A 24,976-nucleotide genomic window follows, 5' to 3' on the forward strand; every position below is an offset into this window, starting at 1 on the left:
TCCTGGTCCCTCGGGCCGGGCCGGGCCGGCCTAGGCGTCGGCTTCGGCTTCGGCTTCGGCGTCCGCGGGGCGGCGGAGGGGGAGGAGGCGGGAGCCGGACATGCGCTCGCCGAAGACGTCGTCGGGGTTGGAGAGGACGCAGGTCTCCAGGGAGAGACAGCCGCAGCCGATGCAGTCGGTGAGGTGGTCGCGGAGGCGGCCGAGTTGCTTGATGCGCTCGTCGAGTTCGGTGCGCCAGGCGGCGGAGAGCCGGGCCCAGTCCTCGTTGGTGGGGGTGCGTTCCTCGGGGAGCTGGGCGAGTGCCTGGCGGATCGTGGCGAGGGGGATGCCGACGCGCTGCGCGGCCCGCACGAAGGCGACGCGGCGGAGGGTGTCGCGGGAGTAGCGGCGCTGGTTTCCGGTGGTGCGGCGACTGCTGATGAGCCCCTTCGCCTCGTAGAAGTGCAGGGCGGAGACGGCGGCTCCGCTGCGCGCGGAGAGCTGGCCGACGGTGAGCTCGTGGATCTTCTCTGGAATCTGCGGCACCCCGTGAACCCTACTGGGGCGCGGGCGGGGGCCGTTGGCCCGGTGGTCCTGGTCCGGGGCCCGGTCGCCCTGGTCCGGGGCCCGGGGGCCGTTGACAGGGGCCCCCTCACCCCACATGCTGAGCAAGCGCTTAGATACCGACCGTTGGGTATGCCGTACCAGAAGGGACACGAACATGGCCGAGCCGAGGATCTTCACCTCCGCAGAGGAGCTGCGCGCGGGGGTCGGCGAGCAGCTGGGGCACAGCGACTGGCTGGAGATCGACCAGAAGCGGATCGACCTCTTCGCCGAGGCGACGGGCGACCACCAGTGGATCCACGTGGACCCGGAGCGCGCCGCCACCGGTCCGTTCGGCTCGACGATCGCGCACGGCTATCTGACGCTGTCGCTGCTGCCGCTGTTCGTGCCGCAGGTGCTGCGGGTCGAGGGCATGAAGATGGGCCTCAACTACGGCACGGAGAAGGTCCGTTTCCCCGCCCCGGTGCCGGTCGGCTCGCGGCTGCGCGCCACGGCCGTCCTCACCAAGGTCGAGGAGGCGGGCGGCGGCGTGCAGGTGACGGCGGCGGTGACCGTGGAGCGCGAGGGCTCGGAGAAGCCGGTGTGCGTGGCCGAGTCGGTCTCCCGGTACTACTTCTGAGCTCCGACCATGCGGAGGACGAGGTCGGCGTAGAGCGCGCCGACCTCGTCGGCCGTCTGGCGGCCCTGCGCGTTGAACCAGCGCGAGACGTCGATGCAGAGGGAGAGCACGGCGACCGTGGTGCCGGGCACGTCCGCCACCTCGAACTCGCCGGCCGCCACGCCCTCGTTGATGATGCGGCGGATCACGGCCTCGGACTCGCGGCGCAGTTCCACGATCTCGGCGCGGTGCTCGGTGCCGAGGGCGTCGAGCTCGTACTGGACGACCCGCGCGGTGGTGTGGCGCTCGGCGTGCCAGCGGACGAAGGAGCGGACGGCGTCGGCGAGGCGCTCGGCGGCGGTGCCGTCACCGGCGGCCGCGGCCCGGAGGATCTCCAGGGCCTTGTCGTGGCCGATGCGGCTGATCCGGTGGAGCAGCTCTTCCTTGGTCTTGTAGTGGATGTAGAGCGCGGCCGGGCTCATGCCGGCGCGGCCGGCGATGTCCCGGGTGGTGGTGGCGTGGTACCCGCGCTCGGCGAAGGCCTCCACGGCGGCCACCAGCAGCCGCCGGGCCGCCTCGGGCGTGACCTCGCCCCAGGGCATGTCCTCGCCCCCGGGCGTCTCCTCCGCCACGCTCATCCCACACTCCTTCTCGGACCCCGTCAGGACGAACACCATACAACGAGGGTGAGCAAGCGCTTAGATCTCCGGGGCCGCCGGGGGCTCGCGCTCGTGCCCCTCAGAGCTTCTGGAAGGGGTCGTGCTCGGCGAGGAGCTTCTCCAGGCGGGCCTGGTCGACCCGGCTGACGATCTGGCCGGCCTCCTGGCGGTCGCGGACGACCTTGGCGAGGGTGAAGGCCGAGGTGGTGAGGTAGAGCACGGAGACCGCGAGGAAGGCCCGCACCCAGGCGCTGGCTTCGAGCTGGTAGATCCCGATGGCCACGGCGGCGATGGCGATCCCGAAGGAGATGACGGCCTGCATGTAGTAGGCGGCGGTGTTCTGCTGCTTGACCGGTGTGTCGCTCATGCCGGACAGCATCGGACGGATGTGGCACGTGCCACATCCGTCCGCGTACTCAGGGACGTACTCAGAAGGCCGAGACCCCGGTCAGCGCGCGGCCGATGATGAGCTTCTGGATCTGGCTGGTGCCTTCGTACAGGGTCATGACGCGGGCGTCGCGCAGCAGCTTGCCGACGGGGTACTCGTCGATGTAGCCGTAGCCGCCGAAGACCTGGAGGGCGTTGTTGGCGGCGCGGACGGCCGCCTCGGAGGCGTACAGCTTGGCCTTGGAGGCGGCGGTGGCGAAGTCCAGGCCGCGGTCGATCAGGTCGGCGACCCGCCAGGTGAGCAGCCGGGCGGCGTCCACGTCGACGGCGATGTCGCTGATCAGCTCCTGGACGAGCTGGTAGGAGGCGATGGGCTTGCCGAACTGCTCGCGCTCCCCCGCGTACCGGACGGCGGCGTCGAGCGCGGCCTGCGCGATGCCGACGCAGCCGGCGGCGACCGACATGCGGCCCTTGGCCAGGGCGGACATGGCGACGGAGAAGCCCTTGCCCTCGGGGCCGAGCATCGCGGAGGCGGGGACGCGGACGTCCTCCAGGACCAGTTCGGCGGTCGCCTGGCCGCGGAGGCCGAGCTTGCCGTGGATGGCGCGGCGGGTGAGGCCGGGGGTGTCGGTGGGGACGAGGAAGGCGGAGACGCCCTTGTGGCCCGGGGTGTCGCCGGTGCGGGCGAAGAGGAGGACGACGTCGGCCCAGGTGCCGTTGGTGATGAACATCTTGCTGCCGTTGACGACGTAGTCGTCGCCGTCCCTGACCGCCCGGGTGGCGAGGTTCCCGGCGTCGGAGCCGGTGCCCGGTTCGGTGAGGCCGAAGCAGCCGAGCGCCTCGCCTGAGGCGAGCCGGGGCAGCCACTCGCGCTGCTGCTCCTCGTTCCCCCAGGAGGCGATCGTCTTGGCGACGAGGCCGAGGGAGACGGAGACGATGCCGCGCACGGAGGAGTCGCCGCGGCCGAGCTCCTCGGTGACGAGGCAGTACGCGAGGTGGTCGCCGCCGGAGCCGCCGTACTCCTCCGGGATGGTGAGGCCGAGGAAGCCGACGGCGCCGAGCTTCTTCACGATCGCCCGGTCGACCTCCTCGGCGCGGTCCCAGGCGACGACGTGGGGGGTGACCTCACGTGCGACGAAGTCCTCGGCGAGCCGCCGTACGGCTTCCTGCTCCTCGCTCAGCGCCAGATCCACCGCGCACCACCTCGTCCAAGCATTTAATTACCACTGCTAGTTTTCTAGCGCAGGCCTACTATGTGCGCCATGGCCCGACCGCGCAAGCCCCTCCTCAGCCGAGACCGCATCGTCGAGACGGCGGGAGCACTGGTCGACGCGGAGGGCCTCGCCGCCCTCTCCACCCGCAGGCTCGCCGCCGAACTCGGGGTGAGCGGGCCCTCGCTCTACAACCACTTCCGCACGAAGGACGAGATCCTCGACGCGGTCGCCGACGCCGTCAGCGCCAAGATCGACCTGTCGATGTTCGAGGAGGACGACGGCCGGGACTGGCGGACCGCGCTCCACGACTGGGCGGTCTCCTACCGCGCCGCCCTCGCCGACCACCCGCACATCGTCCCGGTCCTCGCCCAGGGCCCCGGCCGCCGCCCGGCGGGCCTCCGCGTCGCCGACGCCGTCTTCGGCGCCATGGTCCGCGCCGGCTGGCCGCCCGCCCAGGCCACCTCCATCGGCGCCCTCATGCGCTACTTCGTCACCGGCTCCGCCCTCGGCTCCTTCGCCCGCGGCTTCGTCGACGACGAGACCGCCTACGACCCCGCCGACTACCCCCACCTCGGCCAGGCCCACCTCCTCGCCGAACACCGCCAGAAAGTCGACGAACGCGCCTTCGACACCGGCCTGCGCGCCCTCCTCGACGGCCTCACGGCCCAGTACGAGACACGGGGCGGCAAGCGGGACTGAGTCCCGTCGCCGGTCACGATTCGGCCGCCGCCGAAGGGTGGGTGCGGCAGGCTGGGGGCATGGCAGCCAGTGATCTCGCCGCGCTCGCGGCGCTCTTCGCGGACGAGAGCCGCGCCGCGTTCCTGCTCGCCCTGCTCGACGGGAGGGCCTGGACGGCGGGCGAGCTCGCCCGGCACGCCGGGGTGGCGCCGTCCACCGCCAGCGAGCACCTCGGGAAGCTGGTCGCGGGCGGGGTGCTCGCCGAGGAACGGCAGGGCAGGCACCGGTACGTACGGCTCGCCGACCCCGGGATCGCGCACCTCGTCGAGGACCTGGCCGCCCGGTCCGAGCCCGAAGTGCCCCGGCCGCCGCGCTCGCTGCGCGAGGCGAGCGCCGGGGAGGCGATGGCCCGCGGCCGCACCTGCTACGACCATCTGGCCGGGCGGCTCGGCATCGCCATCACGGACGCGCTGACCGAGCGCGGACTGCTGCGCCAGGACACCGGTTTCGCGCTCACGGACCGGGGCCTCGCCTGGTTCGACGAGCGGGGCATCGCCCTCGTACGGAAGGGGCGGCGGCCCGTGGCACGGGGCTGTCTCGACTGGACCGAGCGGCGGCCGCACCTCGCCGGGGTCGCGGGCGCCGCGCTCTGCCGGCACGCGCTCGACGCCGGGTGGTGCGTACGGATCGGGTCCGAACGGGCCGTGAAGGTGACCGCCGAGGGCGAGTCCGCGCTGTACGCGTCCCTGGGCATCGCCCCGGCGGCGCTGCGGTGACCCGGCAGCGGGGAGCCGGGGCCGTACGGTTCCGGGCCCCGGCGATATTGCGGTGAGCGCCGAAGGGTTCACGCCCTACGGTCGAGCCATGCAGAAGGAATCCTCCGCACGGCTCGCGCTCGTCGCCGCCGGTGTGACCGTGGTCCTGTGGGCCTCCGCGTTCGTCTCCATCCGCAGCGCGGGGGCGGCCTACTCCCCCGGCGCGCTCGCGCTCGGCCGGCTGCTCGCCGGGGCCCTGGTCCTGGGGGCGGTGCTGCTCGTGCGGCGCGAGGGGCTGCCGCCCCGGGCGGCCTGGCCGGGGATCGTGGTGTCCGGGCTGCTCTGGTTCGGGGTGTACATGGTGGTGCTCAACTGGGGCGAGCAGGAGGTCGACGCGGGCACGGCCGCGATGGTGGTGAACATCGGGCCGATCCTGATCGCGCTCCTCGGCGCGCGGTTCCTGAAGGAGTCGCTGCCGCCCCGGCTGCTCGCCGGCATGGGGGTGTCCTTCGCGGGCGCGGTGGCCGTGGGCCTGTCGATGTCGGCCTCGTCGTCGGGCGAGCACGCCTCGGTGCTGGGGGTCGTGCTCTGTCTGCTCGCGGCGATCGCGTACGCGGGCGGCGTGGTGGCGCAGAAGCCGGCGCTGGCGCACGGCAGCGCGCTCCAGGTGACGACGTTCGGGTGTCTGGTGGGGACGGTGGCCTGTCTGCCGTTCGCCGGGCAGCTGGTCGAGGAGGCGGGGCGGGCGCCGCTCTCGGCGACCCTGAACATGGTCTACCTGGGGGTGTTCCCGACCGCGCTGGCGTTCACGACCTGGGCGTATGCCCTGGCGCGTACGACCGCGGGCCGGATGGGCGCGACGACGTACGCCGTGCCGGCGCTCGTGGTGCTGCTCGCCTGGGGGTTCCTGGGGGAGCTGCCGGCGCCGCTGACGCTCGCGGGCGGCGCGCTGTGCCTGGCCGGTGTGGCCGTATCCCGCTCCCGGCCGCGGGCTTCCTCCGCCGCCGGAACGGCCGAATCCACCTGACAGTCGATACCCAGGGTTCCGGTCAGTTCGCGGGGGTCCGACGGCCCCTGGGCGTCCACGACCTGGAGGGGAGATGCCCGTCAAGCCCCAGTTTCGGCCGGACGGGCGAGAAGGCACGTTTCGTCGCCGCCCGGCCGGATAGTTTCGTCTCGGTCACAGGCGCGGGCCGGAAGTCTGCGGTCCGCCACCTTCCGGAGAGCCGACGGGGGAGCTCATGGCGATTCAGCAGCGGGCGGAGCGGACGAGACGGGAGATCCTCTCGTCGGCGGCCAGGGTCTTCGACAGCCTCGGCTACGAGCGGGCGTCGCTGGCCCGGATCGCCGGCGAGGCCCGGGTGACCACCGGCGCCCTGGTCTTCCACTTCGCGACCAAGCCCGACCTGGCGACGGAGGTACGGGGCCGGGCGCGCGCGGTCACCCGGTACACGGTCGAGTCGGCGTGCCTGTCCACGGAGGGGGTGGGCGGCACCGCCATCGACAAGCTGGTGATCACCACGCACGCGCTGATCCGGCTCTTCGAGACCGACCACATGGCCCGGGCCGGGGAGCGGCTCGCGCGCGAGCTGCACGCTCCCGGTTCCGGCCCGTCGCGGGACTGCCCCTGGCGGCGCGAGGTGGCCCGGCTGGCCCGCTACGCGGCGGCGGAGAACGCGCTGCGTCCCGGGGTGGACGCGACGGCCGTCGCGGCGCTGATCGGCTATGTGATCACGGGGGTCGAGCTGGAGATGCGCTGCCCGAACGCCGCCGGCGACACCCCCTGGCCGCCGGAGCGCGGCCCCGCCGGGGACGCGACGCCGCGCCGGGCCGTGGAGAGCGGCGCGCTGTGGGGCCCGGCCGAGGAACGGCTCGGTCGCATCTGGGAGTTGATCCTGCCGGGTCTGGTGCACCCGGGCACGCGGTCGTACGGCTCCGCCGCCGGGCACGGGGAGCCGGGCGCGGCGGGCGGGCCGTCAGTCCCCGTCGCCGGTCTCAAGGAGTCGGCGGGCGAAGGCCGTCAGTGAGCGGCCGATCCGCTCGGCCGACAGGCCGAGTTCGTGCCGCTGGAAGCTGAAGAGCTCGGGTGACAGCGGGCTGAGCGCGATGTCGATCAGCGGGTCCGGGTCGCGGACCCCGTGGGCCACGAGCAGCGTGCGGACGTGCACGCGCCAGAAGCCGTAGGCGCCGGTCCGGAACCGCGCGGGGCCGGTCTCCGCCCCGAGCGCCAGCGGGAGATGACGCTCCAGCAGATCGAGCATGGCGAGGTAGAAGGCGGCGAGCCGCTCCCCCGCGGGCGCGCCGGGGCCCAGGGGCGGCGGGCCGTAGATGAGCTGCCCCTGGAGCCGGCGCTCGTGCTCGTCGAGCAGCGCCACGGCGACCGAGGACGGGTCGGGGAAGCTCCGGTACAGGGTGGCGCGGCCCACGCCCGCGGCCTTGGCGATCCGGTCCATGGTGACCGTGCGCGGGTCCTGTTCGGCGAAGAGCCGCTCGGCCGCGGTCAGGATCTGGGCGCGGTTGCGCTCCGCGTCCGCCCGTCGCCGCGGGGCGACCGGCTGCTCGTCCGCGGCCTGCAGATCCCCCAGGAGCCCGCCGACCGGGTGCACGGAGGCGGCTCCACGTCCGCGCTGCTCGTCCTCGCTCATGGACCGACCTTACTTCCCCCGGGAACAAGTGGACACCTTGTCCGTTTGCCATTCCTCGTGGCATGCTAAACGGACTCAGTGTCCACTTATCCGCTCGCCATCCCCGCCCCAGGGAGATCCAGATGCACACCGCGCTTCTCGCCGCGGCCCTGCTGGTCGGCTGCCTGCTGGCCGTCCAGGCCTCGGTGAACCTCCAGCTCAACTCGGCCGTCGGCACCCCCTACGGCGCCTCGACCATCCAGCTCGGCGTCGCGACCGGCCTGCTCGTCGTGCTCGCGGTGGCCGCCGGCGCCCTCGGCGCCCTCGGCAAGCTGCCCGACGTCGAGCCCTGGCAACTGCTCGGCGGCCTCGCAAGCCCGCTCTACATCACCAGCGGCATCCTGCTCTTCCCACGGCTCGGCGCCCTCGCGGCCGTCGGGCTCTTCGTGACCGGCCAGATGTTCGCCTCGCTCGCCCTCGACCTCTTCGGACTCCTCGGCCTGGAGCAGAAGGACCTCAGCGCCGGAATCGTCCTCGGCGCCCTGGCCGTCCTCGCCGGCATCGTCGTGATCATCCGGGGCATGAAGGCCGCGGCACCGCCCGGCGCCCCCAGGATGTCGAGCGCGGGACGGGCCGGCTGGCTCGCCCTCGGCGTCGTCGCCGGCGGCGTCCTGCCGGTGCAGGGCGCGGTCAACGCCCAGCTGCGCGCCCAGCTCAAGGAGCCGCTCACCGTCGCCGTGATCAGCTTCGCCGTCGCGACCTTCACCATCGCCGTCGTCCTGCTCGTGCTCTACGCGACCCGGCGCACCCCGAAGCCCAAGGTCGCCCCGCTCAAGAAGATGCCCTGGTGGGGCTGGCTGGGTGGCGCCTGCGCCGCCGCCTACGTCACCGGCACCTTCCTGCTCATCCCCTCGATCGGCGCGGCGGTGACGATCGCGCTCACCGTCACCGGCCAGCAGCTCACCTCGGCGCTGATCGACCACAAGGGCCTCTTCAAGCTCCCCCAGCGCTCCCTGACGAAGCCGCGCGCCCTGGGCCTCGCCCTGCTGATCGCCGGCTCCCTGACCATCCAGCTCGTCTGAAGCCCCGTCACGAGAGGTGCGGCATGAAACCCTCCTACCCGGCCGGCCCCGACATCCAGGTCCTGCCCTCCGCGCTGCCGATACCCGGCCTCGGCGACCAGCCCGTGAACGCCTTCCTCTTACGGTCCGGGCAGCCGCTCCTCGTGGACACCGGCATGCCCGTGGACCGGGAGGGCTTCCTCGACGCCCTGTGGTCGCTCGTCGACCCGGCCGACCTGCGCTGGGTCGTCGTCACCCACGACGACCGCGACCACACCGGCGCCCTCGCCCGCCTCCTCGCGGCCGCGCCGCGGGCGAAGGTGCTCGCCAACGCGATATCACTCACCCGAATATCGGAGGAGTTCGGAATTCCGCAGGAGCGGGTAGTTACCGTGAACCCGGGCAGCCGGGCGAAAGTCGGCGACCGCGAACTGAGTTTCCACCGGCCGCCCACCTTCGATTCACCCGGCACCCTCGCCGTGTTCGACCATTCCGATGGCACGCTCTACAGCTCCGACAGCTTCGGCACCGTCGTCGAAGAGATCACCCAGGAATTCACCGACCTTTCCGAGGAGGAGTTCTTCCGCGGATTCGACGTCCTGAACCGGGCCATCGCCCCGTGGACCGCCCTGGTCGACGAGGCGAAGTTCCTCCGGCCGGTGCGCGAACTGGCCGCGCTGCGCCCCGCGCGGCTGCTGAGCGCCCACGGGCCGACCGTCCGCGAGGACGCCGTGCCCCGGCTCTTCGACGCCATGGCCCGTATCCCCGCCCTGCCCGCCTGGCTGCCGGACGCCGACCTCGACCTGGAGGCGGCGCTCGACGCCCACGAGTCCCCCGCCGCCTGAGCACCGCCCCACCGCCCCACGAACCGAGGAGAACCATGCCCGACCCGACCACCGCCGACCTGACGCCGCAGCGCGGAGTCATCACCGTCTTCTCCGACATCTGGTGTTCCTTCGCACACATCGCCGTCCACCGGCTGCACGCCGCGCGCGACCGCCTCGGCCTGGCCGAGCAGGTCTCCTTCGACCTGCGCGCCTTCCCCCTGGAGCTGCTCAACGACGCCCCGAGCCCGCGCCCCGGCACGGACAGCGAGGTGGCCCGGATGGCCGGCCTGGAACCGGCCGCCGGCTGGCAGTTGTGGCAGGCCAAGGACTGGCTCTACCCCTCGACGACCCTGCCCGCCCTCGAAGCGGTCCTCGCCGCCAAGGAACAGAGCCTGCACGCCTCCGAGCAGCTCGACCTGGGGCTCCGCCGGGCCTTCTGGGCCGAGTCGCGCTGCATCAGCCACCGCAAGGTGATCCTGGACGTGGCCGCCGACACCGGTGTCGTCGACGTCGACGCGCTCACCGAGGCCCTGGACGACGGGCGGGCCCGCCGGACGCTCGCCGACCAGGACGCCGTGTCCAGGACCGATCGGGTGAACTGCAGCCCGCACCTCTTCCTGCCGGACGGCTCCGACCACGCCAACCCGGGCATCGAGGTGGGCTGGGAGGGGGCGTACGGCATCGGCTGGCCGGTCGTCCACTCGGACGACCCGAAGGTTTTCGAGGACATTCTCCTGCGGGCCGCCACTGAATAACCGAATGTGCCGCCGAGAGCGGCATCAATAACCGGACGACGGTCAGGCATTCCCTTTCGCGGAATGCCTGGCCGTCGTTTCTTTTTTCGCCGCGCAGAACATCGCGGTGATTATTAATTGCGTGACCCTGCCGTTATTCGAAAGGCAGGTCGAACCTCATACAGTCATTCCCGCCACCGGAATTCCGGATGGAGCTTCGTATCGAAATCGGGAGTTCTTCATGTCACTGACCGAGAAGGCGGACGTCAGCACCTTCGTCGACCTCACCCAGCACGAGATCGAGGCCCTCAAGACCCGGTTCAACCTCGCCGACGCGCACACCCACCAGCGGCAGTCCGCCTCCCAGGAGCGGATCGTCTCGCGGCTGCCCGAGCTCTGGCACGAGTCCGAGTCGAAGCAGCAGGCGCACTTCGAGCGCCGGTTCCTGGACGCCTTCTTCCGCCTGCACCAGCAGCCCACCGCACGGGCGATGGACCGCACGCTCCTGTCGTACTCCGCCAGCGTCTCCACCATGGTCGCCGGCATGTTCCTGAAGCAGCGCGGGATGTCGGTGCAGCTGGTGGAGCCCTGCTTCGACAACCTCGTGGACCTGCTGCGCAACATGCAGGTGCCGATCTCCCCGCTCGCCGAGTCGACCCTCCACGACAAGGACCTCATCCACCAGCGGCTCACCGAGCAGGTCGACGCGGACGCCCTCTACCTCGTCGACCCCAACAACCCCACCGGCTTCACCTTGCTCGCCGAGCAGCTGGAGGGCTTCCGCGAGGTCGTCCGCTACTGCGTGGACCACGGCAAGGTCCTGGTGATGGACTTCTGCTTCGCCTCCTTCGCCCTCTGCGACGAGGGGATCGGCCGGGTCGACATCTACCGGCTCCTGGAGGAGTCCGGCGTCACGTACATGGTCATGGAGGACACCGGCAAGACCTGGCCGATCCAGGACGCCAAGTGCGCCATGATCACCGCCAGCCGGGACATCCAGGAGGAGGTCTACAACCTCCACACCAGCGTCCTGCTCAACGTCTCGCCGTTCGTCCTCAACATGGTCACGGAGTACGTCGAGGACTCCATCGCCGACGGCTTCGCCTCCGTGCGCGACATCATCACCACCAACGGCGAGGCCGCCCGGGCCGCGCTGCACGGCACCATCCTGGAGTTCCAGGAGCCGGTCGTCGGCACCAGCGTCGCCTGGTTCCGGATCAAGCCCGAGCACCTGACCGCCACCCAGCTGCAGGCCGTCCTCTTCGACGAGGAGGTGTACGTCCTGCCGGGCACCTTCTTCTACTGGAACACCCGCGAGAAGGGCGAGCGCTTCCTCCGGCTCGCCCTGGCCCGCGAACCCGAGCTGTTCGCCGGCGCGATGGAGCGGATGCGGAAGGTGCTCGAGCGCTATGCCGGCTGACACGACTCCCGCCCTCTTCATCGACGCCACCCTCTTCATGGGCATGCACAGCGCGGACGAGGCCGTCCGGATCGCCTCCAAGGCCTTCTTCGCGGACCGGCTCGCCGCCGGTGACGCCGGCCGGATCGTCATGAGCTGGGAGCAGGTCGGCCGCTGCGACGACCTCGTGTGGTCCTATCCGCGCGCCGAACAGGACGCGTACTACCCCTTCATGGACGTCCTCCACACCGACCTGGCCGTCGACCGGGTCGGGTACGAGGAGGGGGACGTCCGCCGGGCCTTCACCGCACCCGGGCTCGACGGACTTCCCACTCATGAACGGCTCGTCCTCGCGCAGGTCATCGGCAAAGGGGGTCTGCTCCGCACAGCGAGCCCCCGGCTGCTCCGTACACCCGGACTTCCCGTCGAACCGATCGTGCGGGAGGGCGCTCGCGGCCCGGTGGAGGAACCCTCGTTCCCCGCGTACCTGGAGGAGCTCTACCAGCGGTCGCTGGCCCTGAAGGTCGCCTCCGCACGCCTCTGAACGGCCCGCGCCACCCGCCTCCGCGCGCCTCTGAACGGCCCGCGCCACCCCTCCGAACCACCTCTGGACCCATTCCGAAGGGCACCCCACTCATGCCTGGCACCTACTCAGGGACCATCGTCCCGCTGATCACCCCGCTCGACGAGCACGGCACCGTCGACGAGCGGAGCCTGGTCCGCCTCCTGGACCACGTCCGTCCCGAGGTCTCCGGCCTGATGCCGGCCCTGACCTCCGGCGAGGGCTGGAAGCTCGACGCGCGGCAGTGGCACGACGTCGTCGCGTACACCGTCGAGCACGCGGGCGGACTGCCCGTCCTCGCCGGCATCCAGCTCCCCGACACCGAGGCGGTGATCGAACGGGCCCACACAGCCGCAAGACTCGGCGTCGACGCCGTCGTCGTCACCACGCCGTTCGGCGCCGACGTGACGCAGGACGGGATCGTCGCGCACTACCGGGCCATCCGCGCCGCCCTCGACCTGCCGGTCTTCCTCTACAACGAGGAGGCGCTGTCCGGCAATCGCATCGAGTTCGACACCCTGATCCGCATCTGCAAGGAGATCCCCGGGATCGTCGGCATCAAGGAGTCCAGCGGCGACGCCGCCTTCACCCGCGAGACGGCCGAGGCCGGCACCGGGATACCGGTCTTCGAAGGCTGGGAGAACCTGCTCGTCGACGCCCGCGGCATCCAGGGCTTCATCGGCCCGCTCGCCAACCTCGAACCCGGACTGTGCAACGCCATGCTCGTCGACCCGACCCCCGACCGGCAGGCCGAGATCAACAGCGTCTGCGAGCGGTACGGGGTCTTCCGCGACGACTGGTACCGCTGGGTCAAGCGGGAGCTGCACCGGCGCGGCGTGATCAGCTCCCCCACCACGCACGACGAGGCCGCGGCATGAGCGCCGCCCCCTCCCCCGTCCCGGTGGCCGCGCACTCGGTCGCGGCCCCGGCGGCGACCGCCCAGCGCGAGCTGCACGCCCTCTACCGGCGCATGCCGAGCCTGGGCGACCACGGTTCGATGACGGCGATCGAGGAGCGCTGGATCCTGCCGAAGGCCCGCGCCTACGAGGCCTCCGCGCCCCGCTTCGGCTCGGCCGGCGAACTGCTCCAGGCGCTCAAGGAGTTCCTCGCCGAGGAGGAGGCCGCGCTCCCGGAGAGCGCGACCTTCCTCGCCGAGCACGCGACGCTCGGCCAGTTCAAGTCCGTGGTAAGGGAGTTCGCCCTCGACGGCCTCACCGAGTCGGAGTCGCTGCTCCCGGTGGTCCCCCGGCTGCCGTACCGCTCGGCGATGGCGGTCTTCCGCGTCCTCATCGACGAACTCGGCTGCGGCAACGAGGAGAAGGCCCACTCCCAGCTCTACCGCAACCTGCTCACCGAGCTCGGCATGAGCCTGCGCCTGGACGACTACGTCGACGGGACGAGCCCGGAGTGCTTCGCCTACGTCAACATGTTCCACTGGCTGGCCGGCCGGGCGCCCTCACCCCAGTACTTCCTGGGCGCCTACGCCTACTTCGAGACGAGCGTGCTGTACGCCTTCCAGAGCTTCGCGCGGGCGGCGAAACGGCTGGGGATCGTCCAGGACGCCTACTACACCGAGCACCTCTACATCGACGCCTACCACAGCAACCACATGCGGACCGCGATCCGCGCCCTGGAGGAACCGGACCTGGCGAAGATCTGGGCCGGCGTCCGGCTGGCCTCCGAGATCGTCGGCGAGGCCACCGAGACGGCGATCGCCCGGGCACGGGAGACCGTCGCATGACGGCCGTGCCCGCCGGGCGTCGCCGGGAGGGCGGCGAGCCCACCGTCCGCCAGGTGACCGAGGACCTGGTCCTGGTCGAGGCAGGCGGCCGCAAGGTCCTCGCGGCCGCCGTCTGCCCGCACCGCGGCGGCCGGCTCAAGTACGGCCGGGTCGACGGGGACAGGCTGCGGATCACCTGCCCCCTGCACCACACGGTCTTCGACCTGAAGAGCGGTGAGCGGCTCTCGGGGGCGGCCTGCGCCGACCTCCGGGTGGTCGACGTGCTGCCCGGCGACCCCGGCGAGCGGGACCGGGCCGGGGGCGCCCCATGACCACCACACCGACCGGGGCGGCGTCCACCGTGACGCCGCCCCGTGCGGCCGCCGGCCACGACGGGATCGACCCGGTGCCCGCGGTCGAACGCACCTCTGCACCGGCCGCGTTCGGCTGGATCTGGCCGTCCGCGCAGTTCTCCTTCGGCACCGTCGTCCTCGGCGCGCTGCCGGTGGTCTTCGGACTCGGCTGGTGGGCGTCGGCGAGCGCGATCGCGGTGGGCGTCGCCGTCGGCACGGCGCTCCTCGCGCCCCTCGCCCGGTTCGGCGTCCGGACCGGCACCAACGACCCGGTGGCGAGCGGGGCGCACTTCGGGGTGCGGGGCCGGGTCGTCGGCAACGCCCTCACCGTCGTGACCGCGCTCGGCTTCTTCGCCATCGCCGTGTGGACCGGCGGCACCGCCGTCATGGTCGCGGGCCACCGGCTGCTCGCCACCCCGACCGGCCCGGGCGCGCTGACCGTCGCGATGGCCGTGACGGCCGCCGCGGTCGCGCTGGTCGCCGTCCGCGGCCACGAGACGCTGGTCCGTACGTACCGGATCACGGCGGTCACCGGCGGGGCGGTCCTGCTCGGCACCGTCCTGGTCCTCGCGCCCCGGTTCGACGCGGGGTACTCCGGCGGGACGCTCGCGCTCGACGGCACCGCGCGCACCTGGCTGCTCGCGGCGACCGCGTCCGCGACCGTGCCCCTGTCGTACGCCACCTTCCAGGGCGACTACACGCGCTTCATGCCGGCCTCCACCCCGGCCGGCCGGGTGGTGCGGGCGAGCGGGATCTCGATGTTCCTCAGCAGTCTCGCCGCGCTGCTCACCGGCGCCTATGTGACGACCCTGTTCCCGGTGCCCGACGAGCCGTGGCTCCAGGGCCTGACGGACGCGGTGCCCGGCTGGTTCGCGGGCGCCGTCGTGGTCTTCGGCTTCGCCGGCACCCTGCCGCAGGCCGGACTCTGCCTGTACGCGGCCGGGCTCTCCGCCAACTCGGTGTTCTGGCGCGCCTCCCGGGCCGCCGTGACCTCGGTGGTCGCGCTGCTCGCGGCGGCCGTCCTCTACCTGGGGGCGGTGGTGTACGACGCCATGGACGCGATGACGGCGTTCGTGACGCTGCTCCTCACCGTCGTGGCCCCGTGGGCGGCCGTGCTCTCCGTCGGTTACGCGCTCCACCGGGGCCGGTACGACGCCGAGGCGCTGCGCGCGTTCGCCACGGGCGGCGGCGGGCGCTACTGGTACACGGCCGGGGTCAACCCGAGGGCCGTCGCGGCCTTCGCGGCCGGTTCGGCCGTCGGGGTCCTGTGGGTCGACAACCCGCTGTACTCCGGGCCGCTGACCGCCGTCACCGGCGGCGTGGACCTGAGTCTGCCGGCCTCCTTCACGGTCGCCGCCGGCCTGTACGCGGCGCTGTGCCTGCGCTGGCCGGAGCCGCTGCTTCCGCCGTCCCCCACGCCGAGGTGATGCCATGTCCGCGGTCCGGCTCACGGTCCGTTCCGTCGTCCGCGAGGCCGAGGGGGTCCTGGGCCTGCTGCTCGCCGACCCCTCGGGGGCCGAACTCGCGCCCTGGGAGCCCGGCGCCCATCTGGAGGTGACGCTGCCGTCCGGCGCGGTCCGCCACTACTCGCTCTGCGGCGACCCCGCCGAGCGGAGCGCGTACCGGCTCGGGGTGCTGCGCGAACCCGCGGGCCGGGGCGGCTCCGAGGAGATCCACACCAGCGTCGGCGCGGGCACCGTCCTCGGTGTGCGCGGCCCCTTCAACCGCTTCCCGCTGGTGCCCGCCGAACGCCACCTGTTCATCGCGGGCGGCATCGGCATCACCCCGCTCCTTCCGATGGTCCGCGCCCTGCCGGCCGGTTCGTGGTCGCTGCTCTACGGCGGCCGGAGCCTGGCGTCCATGGCGTACCGCGAGGAGCTCGCCGGACTCCCCGGGGTGACGCTCGTCCCCCGGGACACGGCCGGACCGCTCGACCTGGACGCGGCCCTCTCCGGACTTCCGGCCGGGACCGCCGTCTACTGCTGCGGCCCCGAGGGGCTGCTGCGCGCGGTCGCGGAGCGGTGGCCCGGCGCGCTGCACGTCGAACGGTTCGGTGCGGCTCCGGTGGAACGGGAGTCCGGCGAGGGCGGGTTCGAGGTGGAGCTGCGGAGGTCGGGGCGGTGGGTGCGGGTGGCGGCCGGGCGGAGCCTGCTCGATGCCGTGCGCGAGGTGGTGCCGGGTGTCGCGTACTCCTGTGGGGAGGGGTGGTGCGGCACCTGTGAGACGAAGGTGATCTCCGGGACGCCCGAGCATCACGACTCCGTGCTCGGCGAGGAGGAGAAGGCCTCGGGGACGACGATGATGATCTGCGTCGGCCGCTCGCGCGGCGGCCCTCTGGTGCTCGATCTCTGAACCGCGCGGGCCCGTGCCGGTGCTCCGGTACGGGCCCGCGCGCCGAAGGTCAGAAGACGACCAGGGCGCGGCCGCCCTTGCCCGCGAGCATGTTGGCGAAGGCCCCGGGGATGCCGTCGAGGGTGATCCGCTCGGTGACGAGCGCCCCGAGGTCGAACCGGCCGGCCCTGATGTGCTCGGCGAGCACGGGCAGGTCCTCGGCCGGGTTCGAGTTCCCGTACACGCAGCCCGACAGGGTGCGGCCCCAGTGGAAGAGTTCCAGGGCGTTGAAGGTGACCTGCTGGTCCTTCCCGCCGATGCCGACGACCGTCGTACGGCCGCCGCGCCGGGTGGACTCCCAGGCGGTACGGATCGTGACGGCGCGGCCGACGCACTCGACGGCCACGTCGACGCCCTGCCCGCCCGTCAGCTTCCGGATCTCCTTCGCCGTGGTCTCGGACGCGACCACGTACTCGGTGGCCCCGGCCGCCCTCGCCAGCTCCTCCTTCTCCGGGGAGACGTCGACCGCGACGATCGTCGACGCGCCCGCGATCCGGGCCGCCTGGAGCGTCGCCAGGCCCACCCCGCCCACACCGAACACCGCGACGGTCTCTCCCTCCCGCACCCGAGCGGAGTGGTGGACCGCGCCCCAGCCGGTGAGCACGGCGCAGCCGAGCAGCGCCGCGTCGGTGAGCGGCACACCGTCGGGGACCGGCAGCACGCACTTCGCGTCGACGACCGTCTCCTCCGCGAAGGCCGCGACGTTCAGTCCGGGGTGGAGCTCGGTGCCGTCCTCGGTCCGGGCGTGCACGTTCGCCGCGCCGGTCAGGGCGTCGGCGCAGAGCCAGACCTCGCCGAGCGAGCAGGGGTGGCAGCTGCCGCAGGACGGCGCCCAGTTGAGGACGACGCCGTCGCCGGGTGCCACGTGCGTGACTCCGGCGCCGACCGACACCACCGTCCCGGCACCCTCGTGGCCGAGGACGGCCGGGACCGGCACGCGCATGGTTCCGTTCGAGAGCGACAGGTCGGAGTGGCAGACCCCGGCGGCGGCGAGCCGGACGCGGACCTGGCCGGGGCCGGGCTCGGGGAGTTCGATGCCGGTGATCTCCAGGGGAGAGCCGACGGCGGGCAGGACTGCGGCGCGGATCACGCGTCTCTCCTCGGATTCCTAGAACTGCAGGGACTTGGTCTGGAGGTACTCGGCGAGGCCGTGCGCGCCGAGCTCCCGGCCCACGCCGGACTGCTTCCAGCCGCCGAACGGCGCGAGCGGGTTGAAGCGGCCGCCGTTGATGTCGACCTGGCCGGTGTCCATGCGGCGCGCGAAGGCGACGGCCGCCTCGGGCTCGCCCCAGACGGCGCCGGCCAGGCCGTAGTCGGTGCCGTTCGCCAGGGCCAGCGCCTCGTCCTCGTCCTCGTACCGGAGCATCGAGACGACCGGCCCGAAGATCTCCTCCCGGGCGATGGTCATGTCCGGGGTGACGTCCGCGAAGACGGTCGGCGAGACGTAGTAGCCGGTCTCGCGCGGGGCCTCCGGGCCGCCGGCGACCAGCCGGGCGCCCTCCTCCACACCCTTCTGGATGTAGCCGCGGACGCGCTCCTGCTGCTTGGCGTTGACCAGCGGGCCGACGCGCTCGCCGGGCACGTACTTGGCGACGGCCTCCGCCGCGAGCGCCACCGCCTCCTCGTACCGGTCGGCGGGGACCAGCATCCGGGTCCAGGCGCTGCAGGTCTGGCCCGAGTTGGACATGACGTTGGCGATGCCGACGGCGACGGCCTTCGGGAGGTCGGCGCTCGGCAGGATCACGTTCGCGGACTTGCCGCCGAGTTCGAGCGCGACCCGCTTGATCGCGCCACCCGCGAGGGCGCCGATGCGGCGGCCGACTGCGGTCGAGCCGGTGAACGAGACCAGGTCCACGTCCGGGTGCTCGGCGAGCGCCTGGCCCGCGACCGGGCCCAGGCCGGTGACCAGGTTGAACACGCCGGCCGGAATGCCCGCCTCGTGGACCGCCTCCGCGAACAGCTGCGCCGTGAGCGGCGTGTCCTCGGCCGGCTTCAACACGGTCGTGCAGCCCGCCGCCAGCGCCGGTGCCACCTTCGCGACGATCTGGTGCAGCGGGTAGTTCCACGGCGTGATCGCGGCGACGACGCCGACCGGCTCCGCGTAGACGGTCGAGTTCCCGACCTTCTCCTCGAAGACGTGGGTCGCCGCGAGCTCCGCGTACGTCCCCGCCACGGCGATCGGCAGGCCCGCGTGGACCGCCGCCGCGAGCTGCGGCGGAGCCCCGAGCTCGGCCGTCACGGTCGCGGCGATCTCCTCCGCGCGCGCGGCCAGCGCGTCACGCAGCGCGGCGATACGGGCTCCGCGCTCGGCGGGCGCGGTCGCCGCCCAGCCGGGCAGCGCCGCCCGCGCGGCCCGCACGGCGGCGTCGACGTCCTCGGCCGTCCCGGCCGGGACCCGGCCGATGACCTGCTCGTCCGCCGGATTGACCACCGGGATCGTCTCCGCCGAGGACGCCGGCCGCCACTCCCCACCGATGTACATCGCGTCGCGCGCCTTCATCCGCTCTCTCCTCACCTCGCCGCTTCCCCGTCCCCCTCAAACTAGCGCTGATAGTTTTTCCGCGCCAGGGCCGGTGGACGTGCCCCGGGTCTCACCCGCGGCCCTCCGCACCGTCCCACCCGCGCCCCGGTCCGTCCGGCCCCACGAGTGCCGCTCGATCGTGCCGCCCGCGCCGACGCTTTGTCCACGGGGGCCGGGCGTGCCGTCGCCCACCCCCGTGCGGGCCACCGTCCCGCAGGGCGGCGGGCGTCCAGTAATTCCCCAGTAACGGCCCGGTCCTAGCGTCCCCGACCGAGCCCCGCCCCGACCCCGGGGGCGACGGCTTCCCCCCGTACCAGCGATGGAGGAGCCCCACATGCAGCTGCCCCGCTCGCCGCTCCGGTCACCACTCCGGCGCAGAACCGCCACGGCCGCCGCCGCCGGCGCGGCCGTCGCCACCACGGTGGCCTTGCTGACAGCCCCGGCCGTGGCCGCCGCGCCCGTCGCGAGGGCCGCGGCAACCGCGGCAACCGCGCCCGCGCACAAGGCCACCGTGGACGCGGATCTGGCCGCGGCCGTCGAGGGCGGAGGTGAGGCGACGTTCTTCGTGGTGCTCGCGGAGCGGGCCGATCTGTCGCGGGCCCGGTCCCAGCGCGGTCACGAGAAGAAGGCGCGGGCGACGTTCGAGACCCTGCGCGGCGAGGCCGGGCGCAGCCAGGCCTCGCTCACCCGGTTCCTGGACGGGGCCAAGGTCGGCTACGAGTCGTACTGGATCGCGAACGCCGTCAAGGTCACCGGCGACAAGACGCTGGTGACGAAGCTCGCCGCCCGCACGGACGTGGCCGCCCTCCGCAAGGAGCGGCATTACGCCCTCGACACGGTCGAGCAGGCGTCCGCGGCCGCCGGGGAGTCCGTGACCGCCGAGTGGGGCGTCAAGGACATCAAGGCGGACCAGGTGTGGTCCCAGTACGACAGCCGCGGCGAGGGCATCGTCGTCGCCAACATCGACTCCGGCGTCCAGTTCGACCACCCGGCGCTGAAGGGCAACTACCGGGGCAACCTCGGCGACGGCACCTTCAGCCACGACTACAACTGGTACGACCCGACCGGCCAGTGCGCCGGCGGCACGCCCTGCGACAACAACGGCCACGGCACCCACACGATGGGCACCATCGCGGGCGCGGGCGGCATCGGCGTCGCCCCGGGCACCCGGTGGATCGCCGCCAAGGGCTGTGAGGCCCGCAGCTGCTCCGACTCCTCGCTGCTCAAGTCCGGTCAGTGGATCCTCGCGCCGACGGACCGCACGGGCCAGAACCCGCGCCCCGACCTCGCCCCCGACATCGTGAACAACTCGTGGGGCGGCGGGAACACCACCTTCTACCAGGACATCATCACCTCCTGGAACGCCGCCGGGATCTTCGAGGCCTTCGCCGCGGGCAACTCGGGCAACGGCGTCAGCTGCTCCACCACCGAGGCCCCCGGCGCCCAGGCCCCGGCCTACGGCGTAGGCGCCTACGACGTCAACGGCAAGATCGCCGACTTCTCCGGTTTCGGCCCCTCCCTCGTCGACGGCTCCATGAAGCCGAACATCTCGGCCCCCGGCGTCGACGTCCGCTCCTCCTGGCCGGGCGGCACCTACCGCGCCATATCCGGTACGTCGATGGCGACCCCGCACGTCGCCGGCGCCGTCGCCCTGCTCTGGTCCTCGGCCCCCTCCCTCATCGGGGACATCGACGGCACCCGCGCCGCGCTGAACGGCTCCGCCCGTGACGTCGACGACACGCACTGCGGCGGCACCGCGGCCGCCAACAACGTCTGGGGCGAGGGCAAGCTCGACATCCTGGCCGCCGTGGACCGCGCCCCGCACACCGCGGCCACCGTCACCGGCACGGTCACCGACCGGGCCACCGGCGCCCCGCTCGCCGGCGTCACCGTCTCCGCCACCGCCGACGGGTCCGAGCGCTCGGTGACCACCGACGCCTCCGGCGCCTACCGGCTGACGCTCGCCGCCGGCACGTACACCCTGACCGCCGAGGGCTACGGCTACCGCGCGCTCTCCGAGGGCGGCCTCACCGTCACCACCGGCCAGGCCCTCGGCCACGACCTGCGCCTGGACGCCGTGCCCGCGCACGCCGTCACCGGCACCGTCCTCGACGTCACCGGAAAGCCCCTGAAGGGGGCCACCGTCCGCTTCACCGACGCGCCGCTCGCCCCGGCCGTCACCGACGCCTCCGGCGCCTTCCGCTTCCCGGCCGTCGCCGAGGGCTCCTTCACCCTCAGGGCGACCCCGGCCGCGCCCGTCCTCTGCAACGGCGTCTTCACCTCCGCCGTCGCCGTGGACGGCGACGAGAACGTGACGGCCGCGCTGCCCGCCCGTACCGACACCGCCGGGAACGGCTGCCGGCCCGCCGCGTACGCCTGGACCCCCGCGACGACGAAGCTCGCCCTCTCCGGCGACGAGAACGCGAAGACGATCGCCCTGCCGTTCCCCGTCTCCTTCTACGGCGTGAGCTACGGCCAGGCGAGCGTCACCACCAACGGACTGGTGAACTTCCTGGCGCCCCGGCTCGGCGACTACGCCAACACCGCGCTGCCCTCGCCGGGCCAGCCGAACGGCATCCTCGCCGCCTACTGGGACGACCTGACCCTGGACGCCAAGTCGGCGGTCAGGACCTCCGTGAGCGGCACCACCGGCCAGCGGCGGTTCGCGATCGTCTGGGAGAACGCGGCCTTCGCCGCCGACACCGCCAAGCGCGTCACCTTCGAGGCGGTCTTCGAGGAGGCGACCGGAGCGATCGTCCTGCAGTACCAGTCGATCGGCGCGAACGCCCTGGAGGCGGGCGGCGGCGCGACCGTCGGCATCGAGAACCAGGCGGGCACGGACGCCCTCCAGTACTCCTTCAACGAGTCGGTCCTCGCGGACCGTTCGGCCATCCGTATCTTCCCGAAGGCGGCGTGATGACCCACCGTTCCCGGCGCGGACCGCGCCTCGCCTCCGCGCTCGTCGCGGCCGGCCTCGCGCTCACCGCGCTCCCCGCGACCGTCGCCCACGCCGACGACACCCCTGCCCCCCAGGTCCTCACCGGACCCGACGGCGCCCGCGTCCTCACCGACGCGCAGGCCGACGCCCTGGAAAGCCGCGCCGAGGCCCCGGAGCCGCTCGACATCACTCCGCAGATCAGCCCACAGAACACTCCGCAGGACAGTCCGCAGAACGCTCCGCAGGGCAGTCCGCAGAACGCTCCGCAGGGCCAGGAGTCCTCCGGGTCCCTCCTCGGGGCCGACTCCGGCAGCGCCGCCACGGCCTCCGGTGTGGCCGTCGCCCAGGCCTCCGCCGTGGAGACCTACCGGGGCCTGGCGGACACCGCCCAGCTCGGCGGCGGGCGCGGCGACTTCCTCGCCGTGCACAGCCTCGGCACCGTCACACGGCTCACCGAGGACGGCCGCACCGTCTGGAAGCGGGACAACGCCTCGCTGTACGCGGACTGGCAGGTGAAGAACATCCGGCCGTGGCAGACCGACCCCTACCCGGCGCGGATCACCACCGGCTTCCACGCCAACAGCCCGTTCGCGGACTCCTCGGACCGGGGCTGGGCGCAGGGCGACCTGACGGGCGACGGCGTCGCGGACGTCGTCTTCACCGCCGACGTCGGCACGAGCCCGTACCGCCCGTTCACTTCCCCCGGCTCGACCCTGACCACCGGCACCTTCGTCACGGTCCTCGACGGCGCCACGGGCCGGACGCTGTGGTCGAAGCTGTTCGCGGACGCCCAGCAGGTGACGCTGGCCGGCGACACCCTGCTCGTCGGCGACCAGCCGTCCACCAACCTCAACTCGGCGAAGGACGCGACCGCGTCCCTCCAGGCCTTCCGCTTCTCGTACGCCGACGGGAAGCTCGCCGCGACGGCCGTCTGGACGTACCGGACGGACCAGCGCCACGGCCGGTGGGGCTCCACCCTGCCGCTCGGGAACGGGCGCGTCGCCGTCTCCTGGTACGTGAAGAAGACCGCGACCGCCCCGGCGGCCGGTCACACCCTGGTCCTCGACACGGCCGACGGCACGGTGGCCTGGCGGACGGACGACGAGCTGTACTCGCGCCAGCTGGCCTACGACCCGGCCCGCCACCGGATCGTCGCCGTCGAACAGGCCGACTACCGCGACGGCGTGCGGTACGAACTCGCCGCCTACGACCCCGCCGACGGCCGCCGCACCACCCTGGACACCCGGGTCAACGCGCTCGGCGTCGGCCTGCGGATCGGCCAGCTGCGCGGGGACGCGGCGCCGGAGTACGCCGTCAGCGAGTCGACGCTCGACGAGTACCTGTACGTCAACACCGCGACCGTCCGGGCCCTGGACGGCGGCGAGGCGACCGAGCTGTGGTCGCGGACGGTCAAGCGCGGCGAGGACGACGCCAAGGACGGCGACTCCGCGCTCGGGCTGCGGATCGTCGACGGCAAGGTGCTCGCCTCGTACTTCACGACCGTGGGCAAGGACACCGCCGCCAACCCGGGCGGCGGCCGCTACGGCACCCTGACCGCGCTGAACGGCCGGGACGGCGAGGTGCGCTGGCAGCACCAGGGCGCGAACGCCTCCCCGATCTACGCCCAGCCGTACCGCGAGGACGACGAGTGGCGGGTGCGGACCGTCGACAGCGAGCAGAACATCCGCTCGTACCGGCTCGGCAGCGGGCGTCAGGCCTCCGTCACCCCGCTCCAGGGCGACCTGAGCACCGGACTCGCGGCCGATGTCGACGGCGACGGGAACGAGGACGTCATCGTCGGCGGCCAGTCACAGGGCCTGTGGGCCTACGACGGCCCCTCCCTGGCCGCCGGGAAGCCCCGGGTGCTGTGGCGGGCCACCCTGCCCGGCTCCGTGCAGGGCGACATCCTGATCGCCGACACCGACGGCGACGGGCGGCGCGACGACCTCGTCGTCGCGGCCGACACGGCGGCGGCGGTCGTCGACGCCCGCACCGGCCGCGTCCGCGCCACCATCGACGGCAAGGGACAGTTCGTCCGCTCCGTGACGGTCGCCGACCTCGACGGGGACCGCGACGACGAGATCCTCGTCCCCACCGACGCGGTCCGCGCCTACAGCGGCAACGGGCGGGCCCTCTGGGAGTACGCCCCCGCCCCCGGCCTCGCCTTCTCCGACCTCGCCGTCGCCGAGGGCAAGGTCCTGGCCTCCTACCAGACGCGCGGGGTGAGCGACGGCACCGCCACGGTCGGCGGGACCGCCCTCGACACCCGGACGGGCAAGGTCCTCTGGTCGGCCGACCCGTCCTGGACCGGCGACGCGGACACCAAGGTGTACGCGGCCCAGCTCTACCACGGCGTCTACGCCTCCCCCGCCATCCCGTACGCCGACGGGCACGCGGTCGTCCACTCCTGGATCGTGAAGGAAGGCGCCTACTGGACCACCTACTTCGAGTTCCGCGACCTCCGCACCGGACAGGTCGTGCACACCGCGACCGGCGGCGGCGCCTGGACGGTCGGCAACTGGTTCACCGGCGACGAGGGCCTGGTCCTCGCCGGCACGGCCTCGCTGCGCACCTTCGCCAAGGACGGTGCCCAGTACGGGATCTTCACCCTGCCGACCCTGCACCGGGCCGAGTTCGCCACCGGCCCCGGCGGCCGCCGGGTGATCGTCGGCGGCACCGAGGGCGCCGCCTACCTGTGGGACCCGTCCGTCCTCACCGCCGGCCGCAATTACCCCGACCACACGGGCAAGCTGAGCGGCTACGCCACCCAGAACCTGGTCGTCGCCGACCTCGACGGCGACGGCGTCGACGAGGTCGTCGGACTCGGCAAGGACGACACCGGCTTCGACCGCACCATCGAACTCTCCGGCGGGCGCTACCTCCTCTCCGACGACGCCCTGCACGGCATGCTGACCGGCCGCCTCACCACCGGCTGACCGCCTTCCGACCAGTCGAGACCCCCGCCCGGAGCTCCGGGCGGGGGTTCCCGGCTTCTCTGGACCGCACCATTCC

The 24,976-nt window shown here is 73.0% G+C and carries 24 protein-coding genes; 17 read left to right on the forward strand and 7 right to left on the reverse strand.

The genetic code is table 11. The annotated features are described in order from the left end of the window. Positions 1 to 30: 30 nt before the first annotated feature. Positions 31 to 525: a redox-sensitive transcriptional activator SoxR gene (soxR, locus tag ACZ7G1_RS24245; RefSeq protein WP_470875599.1), complete on the reverse strand. Its 495-nt coding sequence runs from the start codon at positions 523 to 525 to the stop codon at positions 31 to 33. A gap of 175 nt (positions 526 to 700) precedes the next feature. Between soxR and ACZ7G1_RS24250 the strand changes: the two genes are divergently transcribed. Beyond that, on the forward strand, positions 701 to 1,162 hold the full coding sequence (locus ACZ7G1_RS24250; protein WP_116161833.1) for a MaoC family dehydratase: 462 nt from the start codon (positions 701 to 703) through the stop codon (positions 1,160 to 1,162). Here ACZ7G1_RS24250 and ACZ7G1_RS24255 read toward each other — a convergent pair. From ACZ7G1_RS24255 to ACZ7G1_RS24265, 3 genes are all read right to left on the reverse strand, one after another. Then, positions 1,153 to 1,779 (reverse strand): TetR/AcrR family transcriptional regulator, encoded by a 627-nt coding sequence (locus ACZ7G1_RS24255; protein ID WP_470875598.1) that lies wholly within the window; start codon positions 1,777 to 1,779, stop codon positions 1,153 to 1,155. The genes ACZ7G1_RS24250 and ACZ7G1_RS24255 overlap by 10 nt on opposite strands. 100 nt (positions 1,780 to 1,879) lie before the next feature. Then, entirely contained in the window at positions 1,880 to 2,167 is a 288-nt protein-coding gene (locus tag ACZ7G1_RS24260; RefSeq protein ID WP_470875596.1) for a YiaA/YiaB family inner membrane protein, read from the reverse strand. A gap of 61 nt (positions 2,168 to 2,228) precedes the next feature. Next, positions 2,229 to 3,380, reverse strand: a complete 1,152-nt coding sequence (locus ACZ7G1_RS24265; RefSeq protein ID WP_470875594.1) for an acyl-CoA dehydrogenase family protein — start codon at positions 3,378 to 3,380, stop codon at positions 2,229 to 2,231. 69 nt (positions 3,381 to 3,449) lie between these two features. Between ACZ7G1_RS24265 and ACZ7G1_RS24270 the strand changes: the two genes are divergently transcribed. The 4 genes from ACZ7G1_RS24270 (at position 3,450) to ACZ7G1_RS24285 (ending at position 6,861) form a co-directional block, all read left to right on the forward strand. After that, positions 3,450 to 4,100 (forward strand): TetR/AcrR family transcriptional regulator, encoded by a 651-nt coding sequence (locus ACZ7G1_RS24270; RefSeq protein ID WP_470875592.1) that lies wholly within the window; start codon positions 3,450 to 3,452, stop codon positions 4,098 to 4,100. Positions 4,101 to 4,159: 59 nt separating this feature from the next. Continuing rightward, positions 4,160 to 4,855, forward strand: a complete 696-nt coding sequence (locus ACZ7G1_RS24275) for an ArsR/SmtB family transcription factor (RefSeq protein ID WP_470875591.1) — start codon at positions 4,160 to 4,162, stop codon at positions 4,853 to 4,855. An 88-nt stretch (positions 4,856 to 4,943) separates the two neighbouring features. Continuing rightward, positions 4,944 to 5,861: a DMT family transporter gene (locus ACZ7G1_RS24280; protein WP_470875590.1), complete on the forward strand. Its 918-nt coding sequence runs from the start codon at positions 4,944 to 4,946 to the stop codon at positions 5,859 to 5,861. A 214-nt stretch (positions 5,862 to 6,075) separates the two neighbouring features. Further along, entirely contained in the window at positions 6,076 to 6,861 is a 786-nt protein-coding gene (locus tag ACZ7G1_RS24285; RefSeq protein WP_470875589.1) for a TetR family transcriptional regulator, read from the forward strand. On the opposite strand, the gene ACZ7G1_RS24290 is transcribed toward ACZ7G1_RS24285, so the two are convergent. Beyond that, on the reverse strand, positions 6,811 to 7,479 hold the full coding sequence (locus ACZ7G1_RS24290) for a TetR/AcrR family transcriptional regulator (protein WP_470875587.1): 669 nt from the start codon (positions 7,477 to 7,479) through the stop codon (positions 6,811 to 6,813). The two genes, ACZ7G1_RS24285 and ACZ7G1_RS24290, sit on opposite strands and share 51 nt — an antisense overlap. A 122-nt stretch (positions 7,480 to 7,601) precedes the next feature. Here ACZ7G1_RS24290 and ACZ7G1_RS24295 point away from each other — a divergent pair, with 122 nt between their 5' ends. The 10 genes from ACZ7G1_RS24295 (at position 7,602) to ACZ7G1_RS24340 (ending at position 16,466) form a co-directional block, all read left to right on the forward strand. Beyond that, on the forward strand, positions 7,602 to 8,540 hold the full coding sequence (locus tag ACZ7G1_RS24295) for a DMT family transporter (protein WP_470875586.1): 939 nt from the start codon (positions 7,602 to 7,604) through the stop codon (positions 8,538 to 8,540). Between the two features lie 23 nt (positions 8,541 to 8,563). Beyond that, the gene (locus tag ACZ7G1_RS24300) at positions 8,564 to 9,364 is read left to right on the forward strand and encodes an MBL fold metallo-hydrolase (protein ID WP_470875585.1); all 801 of its coding nucleotides are present in this window, start codon (positions 8,564 to 8,566) and stop codon (positions 9,362 to 9,364) included. Positions 9,365 to 9,399: 35 nt separating this feature from the next. After that, a complete protein-coding gene (locus ACZ7G1_RS24305) occupies positions 9,400 to 10,101 on the forward strand; it encodes a DsbA family oxidoreductase (RefSeq protein ID WP_470875584.1) in 702 nt (233 codons plus the stop codon). Positions 10,102 to 10,321: 220 nt separating this feature from the next. Then, positions 10,322 to 11,500, forward strand: coding sequence for an aminotransferase class I/II-fold pyridoxal phosphate-dependent enzyme (locus tag ACZ7G1_RS24310; protein ID WP_470875583.1), 1,179 nt, complete (start codon positions 10,322 to 10,324; stop codon positions 11,498 to 11,500). Continuing rightward, a complete protein-coding gene (locus ACZ7G1_RS24315) occupies positions 11,490 to 12,023 on the forward strand; it encodes a DUF6190 family protein (protein WP_470875582.1) in 534 nt (177 codons plus the stop codon). Before ACZ7G1_RS24310 ends, ACZ7G1_RS24315 begins: the two co-directional genes overlap by 11 nt. Positions 12,024 to 12,115: 92 nt before the next feature. After that, the gene (locus ACZ7G1_RS24320) at positions 12,116 to 12,919 is read left to right on the forward strand and encodes a dihydrodipicolinate synthase family protein (protein WP_470875581.1); all 804 of its coding nucleotides are present in this window, start codon (positions 12,116 to 12,118) and stop codon (positions 12,917 to 12,919) included. Continuing rightward, the gene (locus ACZ7G1_RS24325; RefSeq protein WP_470875580.1) at positions 12,916 to 13,782 is read left to right on the forward strand and encodes an iron-containing redox enzyme family protein; all 867 of its coding nucleotides are present in this window, start codon (positions 12,916 to 12,918) and stop codon (positions 13,780 to 13,782) included. The genes ACZ7G1_RS24320 and ACZ7G1_RS24325 overlap by 4 nt, the downstream gene beginning before the upstream one ends. After that, entirely contained in the window at positions 13,779 to 14,093 is a 315-nt protein-coding gene (locus tag ACZ7G1_RS24330) for a Rieske (2Fe-2S) protein (RefSeq protein WP_470875579.1), read from the forward strand. The genes ACZ7G1_RS24325 and ACZ7G1_RS24330 overlap by 4 nt, the downstream gene beginning before the upstream one ends. Next, entirely contained in the window at positions 14,090 to 15,541 is a 1,452-nt protein-coding gene (locus ACZ7G1_RS24335; RefSeq protein WP_470875578.1) for a purine-cytosine permease family protein, read from the forward strand. Before ACZ7G1_RS24330 ends, ACZ7G1_RS24335 begins: the two co-directional genes overlap by 4 nt. Before the next feature lie 4 nt (positions 15,542 to 15,545). Further along, positions 15,546 to 16,466 carry a PDR/VanB family oxidoreductase gene (locus ACZ7G1_RS24340; protein ID WP_470875577.1) on the forward strand — a complete coding sequence of 307 codons (921 nt, stop codon included), beginning with the start codon at positions 15,546 to 15,548 and terminating at the stop codon, positions 16,464 to 16,466. A gap of 49 nt (positions 16,467 to 16,515) precedes the next feature. Here the strand turns inward: ACZ7G1_RS24340 and ACZ7G1_RS24345 are convergent, their stop codons facing one another. Continuing rightward, entirely contained in the window at positions 16,516 to 17,595 is a 1,080-nt protein-coding gene (locus tag ACZ7G1_RS24345; RefSeq protein ID WP_470875575.1) for a Zn-dependent alcohol dehydrogenase, read from the reverse strand. Positions 17,596 to 17,613: 18 nt separating this feature from the next. Then, complete coding sequence (locus ACZ7G1_RS24350; protein WP_470875573.1) at positions 17,614 to 19,005, reverse strand: aldehyde dehydrogenase family protein; 1,392 nt, start codon at positions 19,003 to 19,005, stop codon at positions 17,614 to 17,616. A gap of 355 nt (positions 19,006 to 19,360) precedes the next feature. On the opposite strand from ACZ7G1_RS24350, the gene ACZ7G1_RS24355 reads away from it, so the two are divergent. Then, positions 19,361 to 21,943 carry a S8 family serine peptidase gene (locus ACZ7G1_RS24355; RefSeq protein ID WP_470875571.1) on the forward strand — a complete coding sequence of 861 codons (2,583 nt, stop codon included), beginning with the start codon at positions 19,361 to 19,363 and terminating at the stop codon, positions 21,941 to 21,943. Beyond that, complete coding sequence (locus ACZ7G1_RS24360) at positions 21,943 to 24,900, forward strand: PQQ-binding-like beta-propeller repeat protein (RefSeq protein WP_470875569.1); 2,958 nt, start codon at positions 21,943 to 21,945, stop codon at positions 24,898 to 24,900. Before ACZ7G1_RS24355 ends, ACZ7G1_RS24360 begins: the two co-directional genes overlap by 1 nt. Positions 24,901 to 24,976 lie beyond the last annotated feature (76 nt).

The organism is Streptomyces sp. NPDC037273, from assembly GCF_055603625.1.

What these genes read in the sequence shown, in the direction of transcription:
- ACZ7G1_RS24315 (WP_470875582.1), top strand. Translation starts at nt 11,490, where the DNA reads ATGCCGGCTGACACGACTCCCGCCCTCTTCATCGACGCCACCCTCTTC.
- ACZ7G1_RS24320 (WP_470875581.1), top strand. Translation starts at nt 12,116, where the DNA reads ATGCCTGGCACCTACTCAGGGACCATCGTCCCGCTGATCACCCCGCTC.
- ACZ7G1_RS24305 (WP_470875584.1), top strand. Translation starts at nt 9,400, where the DNA reads ATGCCCGACCCGACCACCGCCGACCTGACGCCGCAGCGCGGAGTCATC.
- ACZ7G1_RS24270 (WP_470875592.1), top strand. Translation starts at nt 3,450, where the DNA reads ATGGCCCGACCGCGCAAGCCCCTCCTCAGCCGAGACCGCATCGTCGAG.
- ACZ7G1_RS24280 (WP_470875590.1), top strand. Translation starts at nt 4,944, where the DNA reads ATGCAGAAGGAATCCTCCGCACGGCTCGCGCTCGTCGCCGCCGGTGTG.
- ACZ7G1_RS24355 (WP_470875571.1), top strand. Translation starts at nt 19,361, where the DNA reads ATGCAGCTGCCCCGCTCGCCGCTCCGGTCACCACTCCGGCGCAGAACC.
- ACZ7G1_RS24285 (WP_470875589.1), top strand. Translation starts at nt 6,076, where the DNA reads ATGGCGATTCAGCAGCGGGCGGAGCGGACGAGACGGGAGATCCTCTCG.
- ACZ7G1_RS24340 (WP_470875577.1), top strand. Translation starts at nt 15,546, where the DNA reads ATGTCCGCGGTCCGGCTCACGGTCCGTTCCGTCGTCCGCGAGGCCGAG.
- ACZ7G1_RS24330 (WP_470875579.1), top strand. Translation starts at nt 13,779, where the DNA reads ATGACGGCCGTGCCCGCCGGGCGTCGCCGGGAGGGCGGCGAGCCCACC.
- ACZ7G1_RS24260 (WP_470875596.1), bottom strand. Translation starts at nt 2,167, where the DNA reads ATGAGCGACACACCGGTCAAGCAGCAGAACACCGCCGCCTACTACATG.
- ACZ7G1_RS24250 (WP_116161833.1), top strand. Translation starts at nt 701, where the DNA reads ATGGCCGAGCCGAGGATCTTCACCTCCGCAGAGGAGCTGCGCGCGGGG.
- ACZ7G1_RS24300 (WP_470875585.1), top strand. Translation starts at nt 8,564, where the DNA reads ATGAAACCCTCCTACCCGGCCGGCCCCGACATCCAGGTCCTGCCCTCC.
- ACZ7G1_RS24255 (WP_470875598.1), bottom strand. Translation starts at nt 1,779, where the DNA reads ATGAGCGTGGCGGAGGAGACGCCCGGGGGCGAGGACATGCCCTGGGGC.
- ACZ7G1_RS24295 (WP_470875586.1), top strand. Translation starts at nt 7,602, where the DNA reads ATGCACACCGCGCTTCTCGCCGCGGCCCTGCTGGTCGGCTGCCTGCTG.
- ACZ7G1_RS24275 (WP_470875591.1), top strand. Translation starts at nt 4,160, where the DNA reads ATGGCAGCCAGTGATCTCGCCGCGCTCGCGGCGCTCTTCGCGGACGAG.
- ACZ7G1_RS24335 (WP_470875578.1), top strand. Translation starts at nt 14,090, where the DNA reads ATGACCACCACACCGACCGGGGCGGCGTCCACCGTGACGCCGCCCCGT.
- ACZ7G1_RS24360 (WP_470875569.1), top strand. Translation starts at nt 21,943, where the DNA reads ATGACCCACCGTTCCCGGCGCGGACCGCGCCTCGCCTCCGCGCTCGTC.
- ACZ7G1_RS24290 (WP_470875587.1), bottom strand. Translation starts at nt 7,479, where the DNA reads ATGAGCGAGGACGAGCAGCGCGGACGTGGAGCCGCCTCCGTGCACCCG.
- ACZ7G1_RS24325 (WP_470875580.1), top strand. Translation starts at nt 12,916, where the DNA reads ATGAGCGCCGCCCCCTCCCCCGTCCCGGTGGCCGCGCACTCGGTCGCG.
- ACZ7G1_RS24310 (WP_470875583.1), top strand. Translation starts at nt 10,322, where the DNA reads ATGTCACTGACCGAGAAGGCGGACGTCAGCACCTTCGTCGACCTCACC.
- ACZ7G1_RS24350 (WP_470875573.1), bottom strand. Translation starts at nt 19,005, where the DNA reads ATGAAGGCGCGCGACGCGATGTACATCGGTGGGGAGTGGCGGCCGGCG.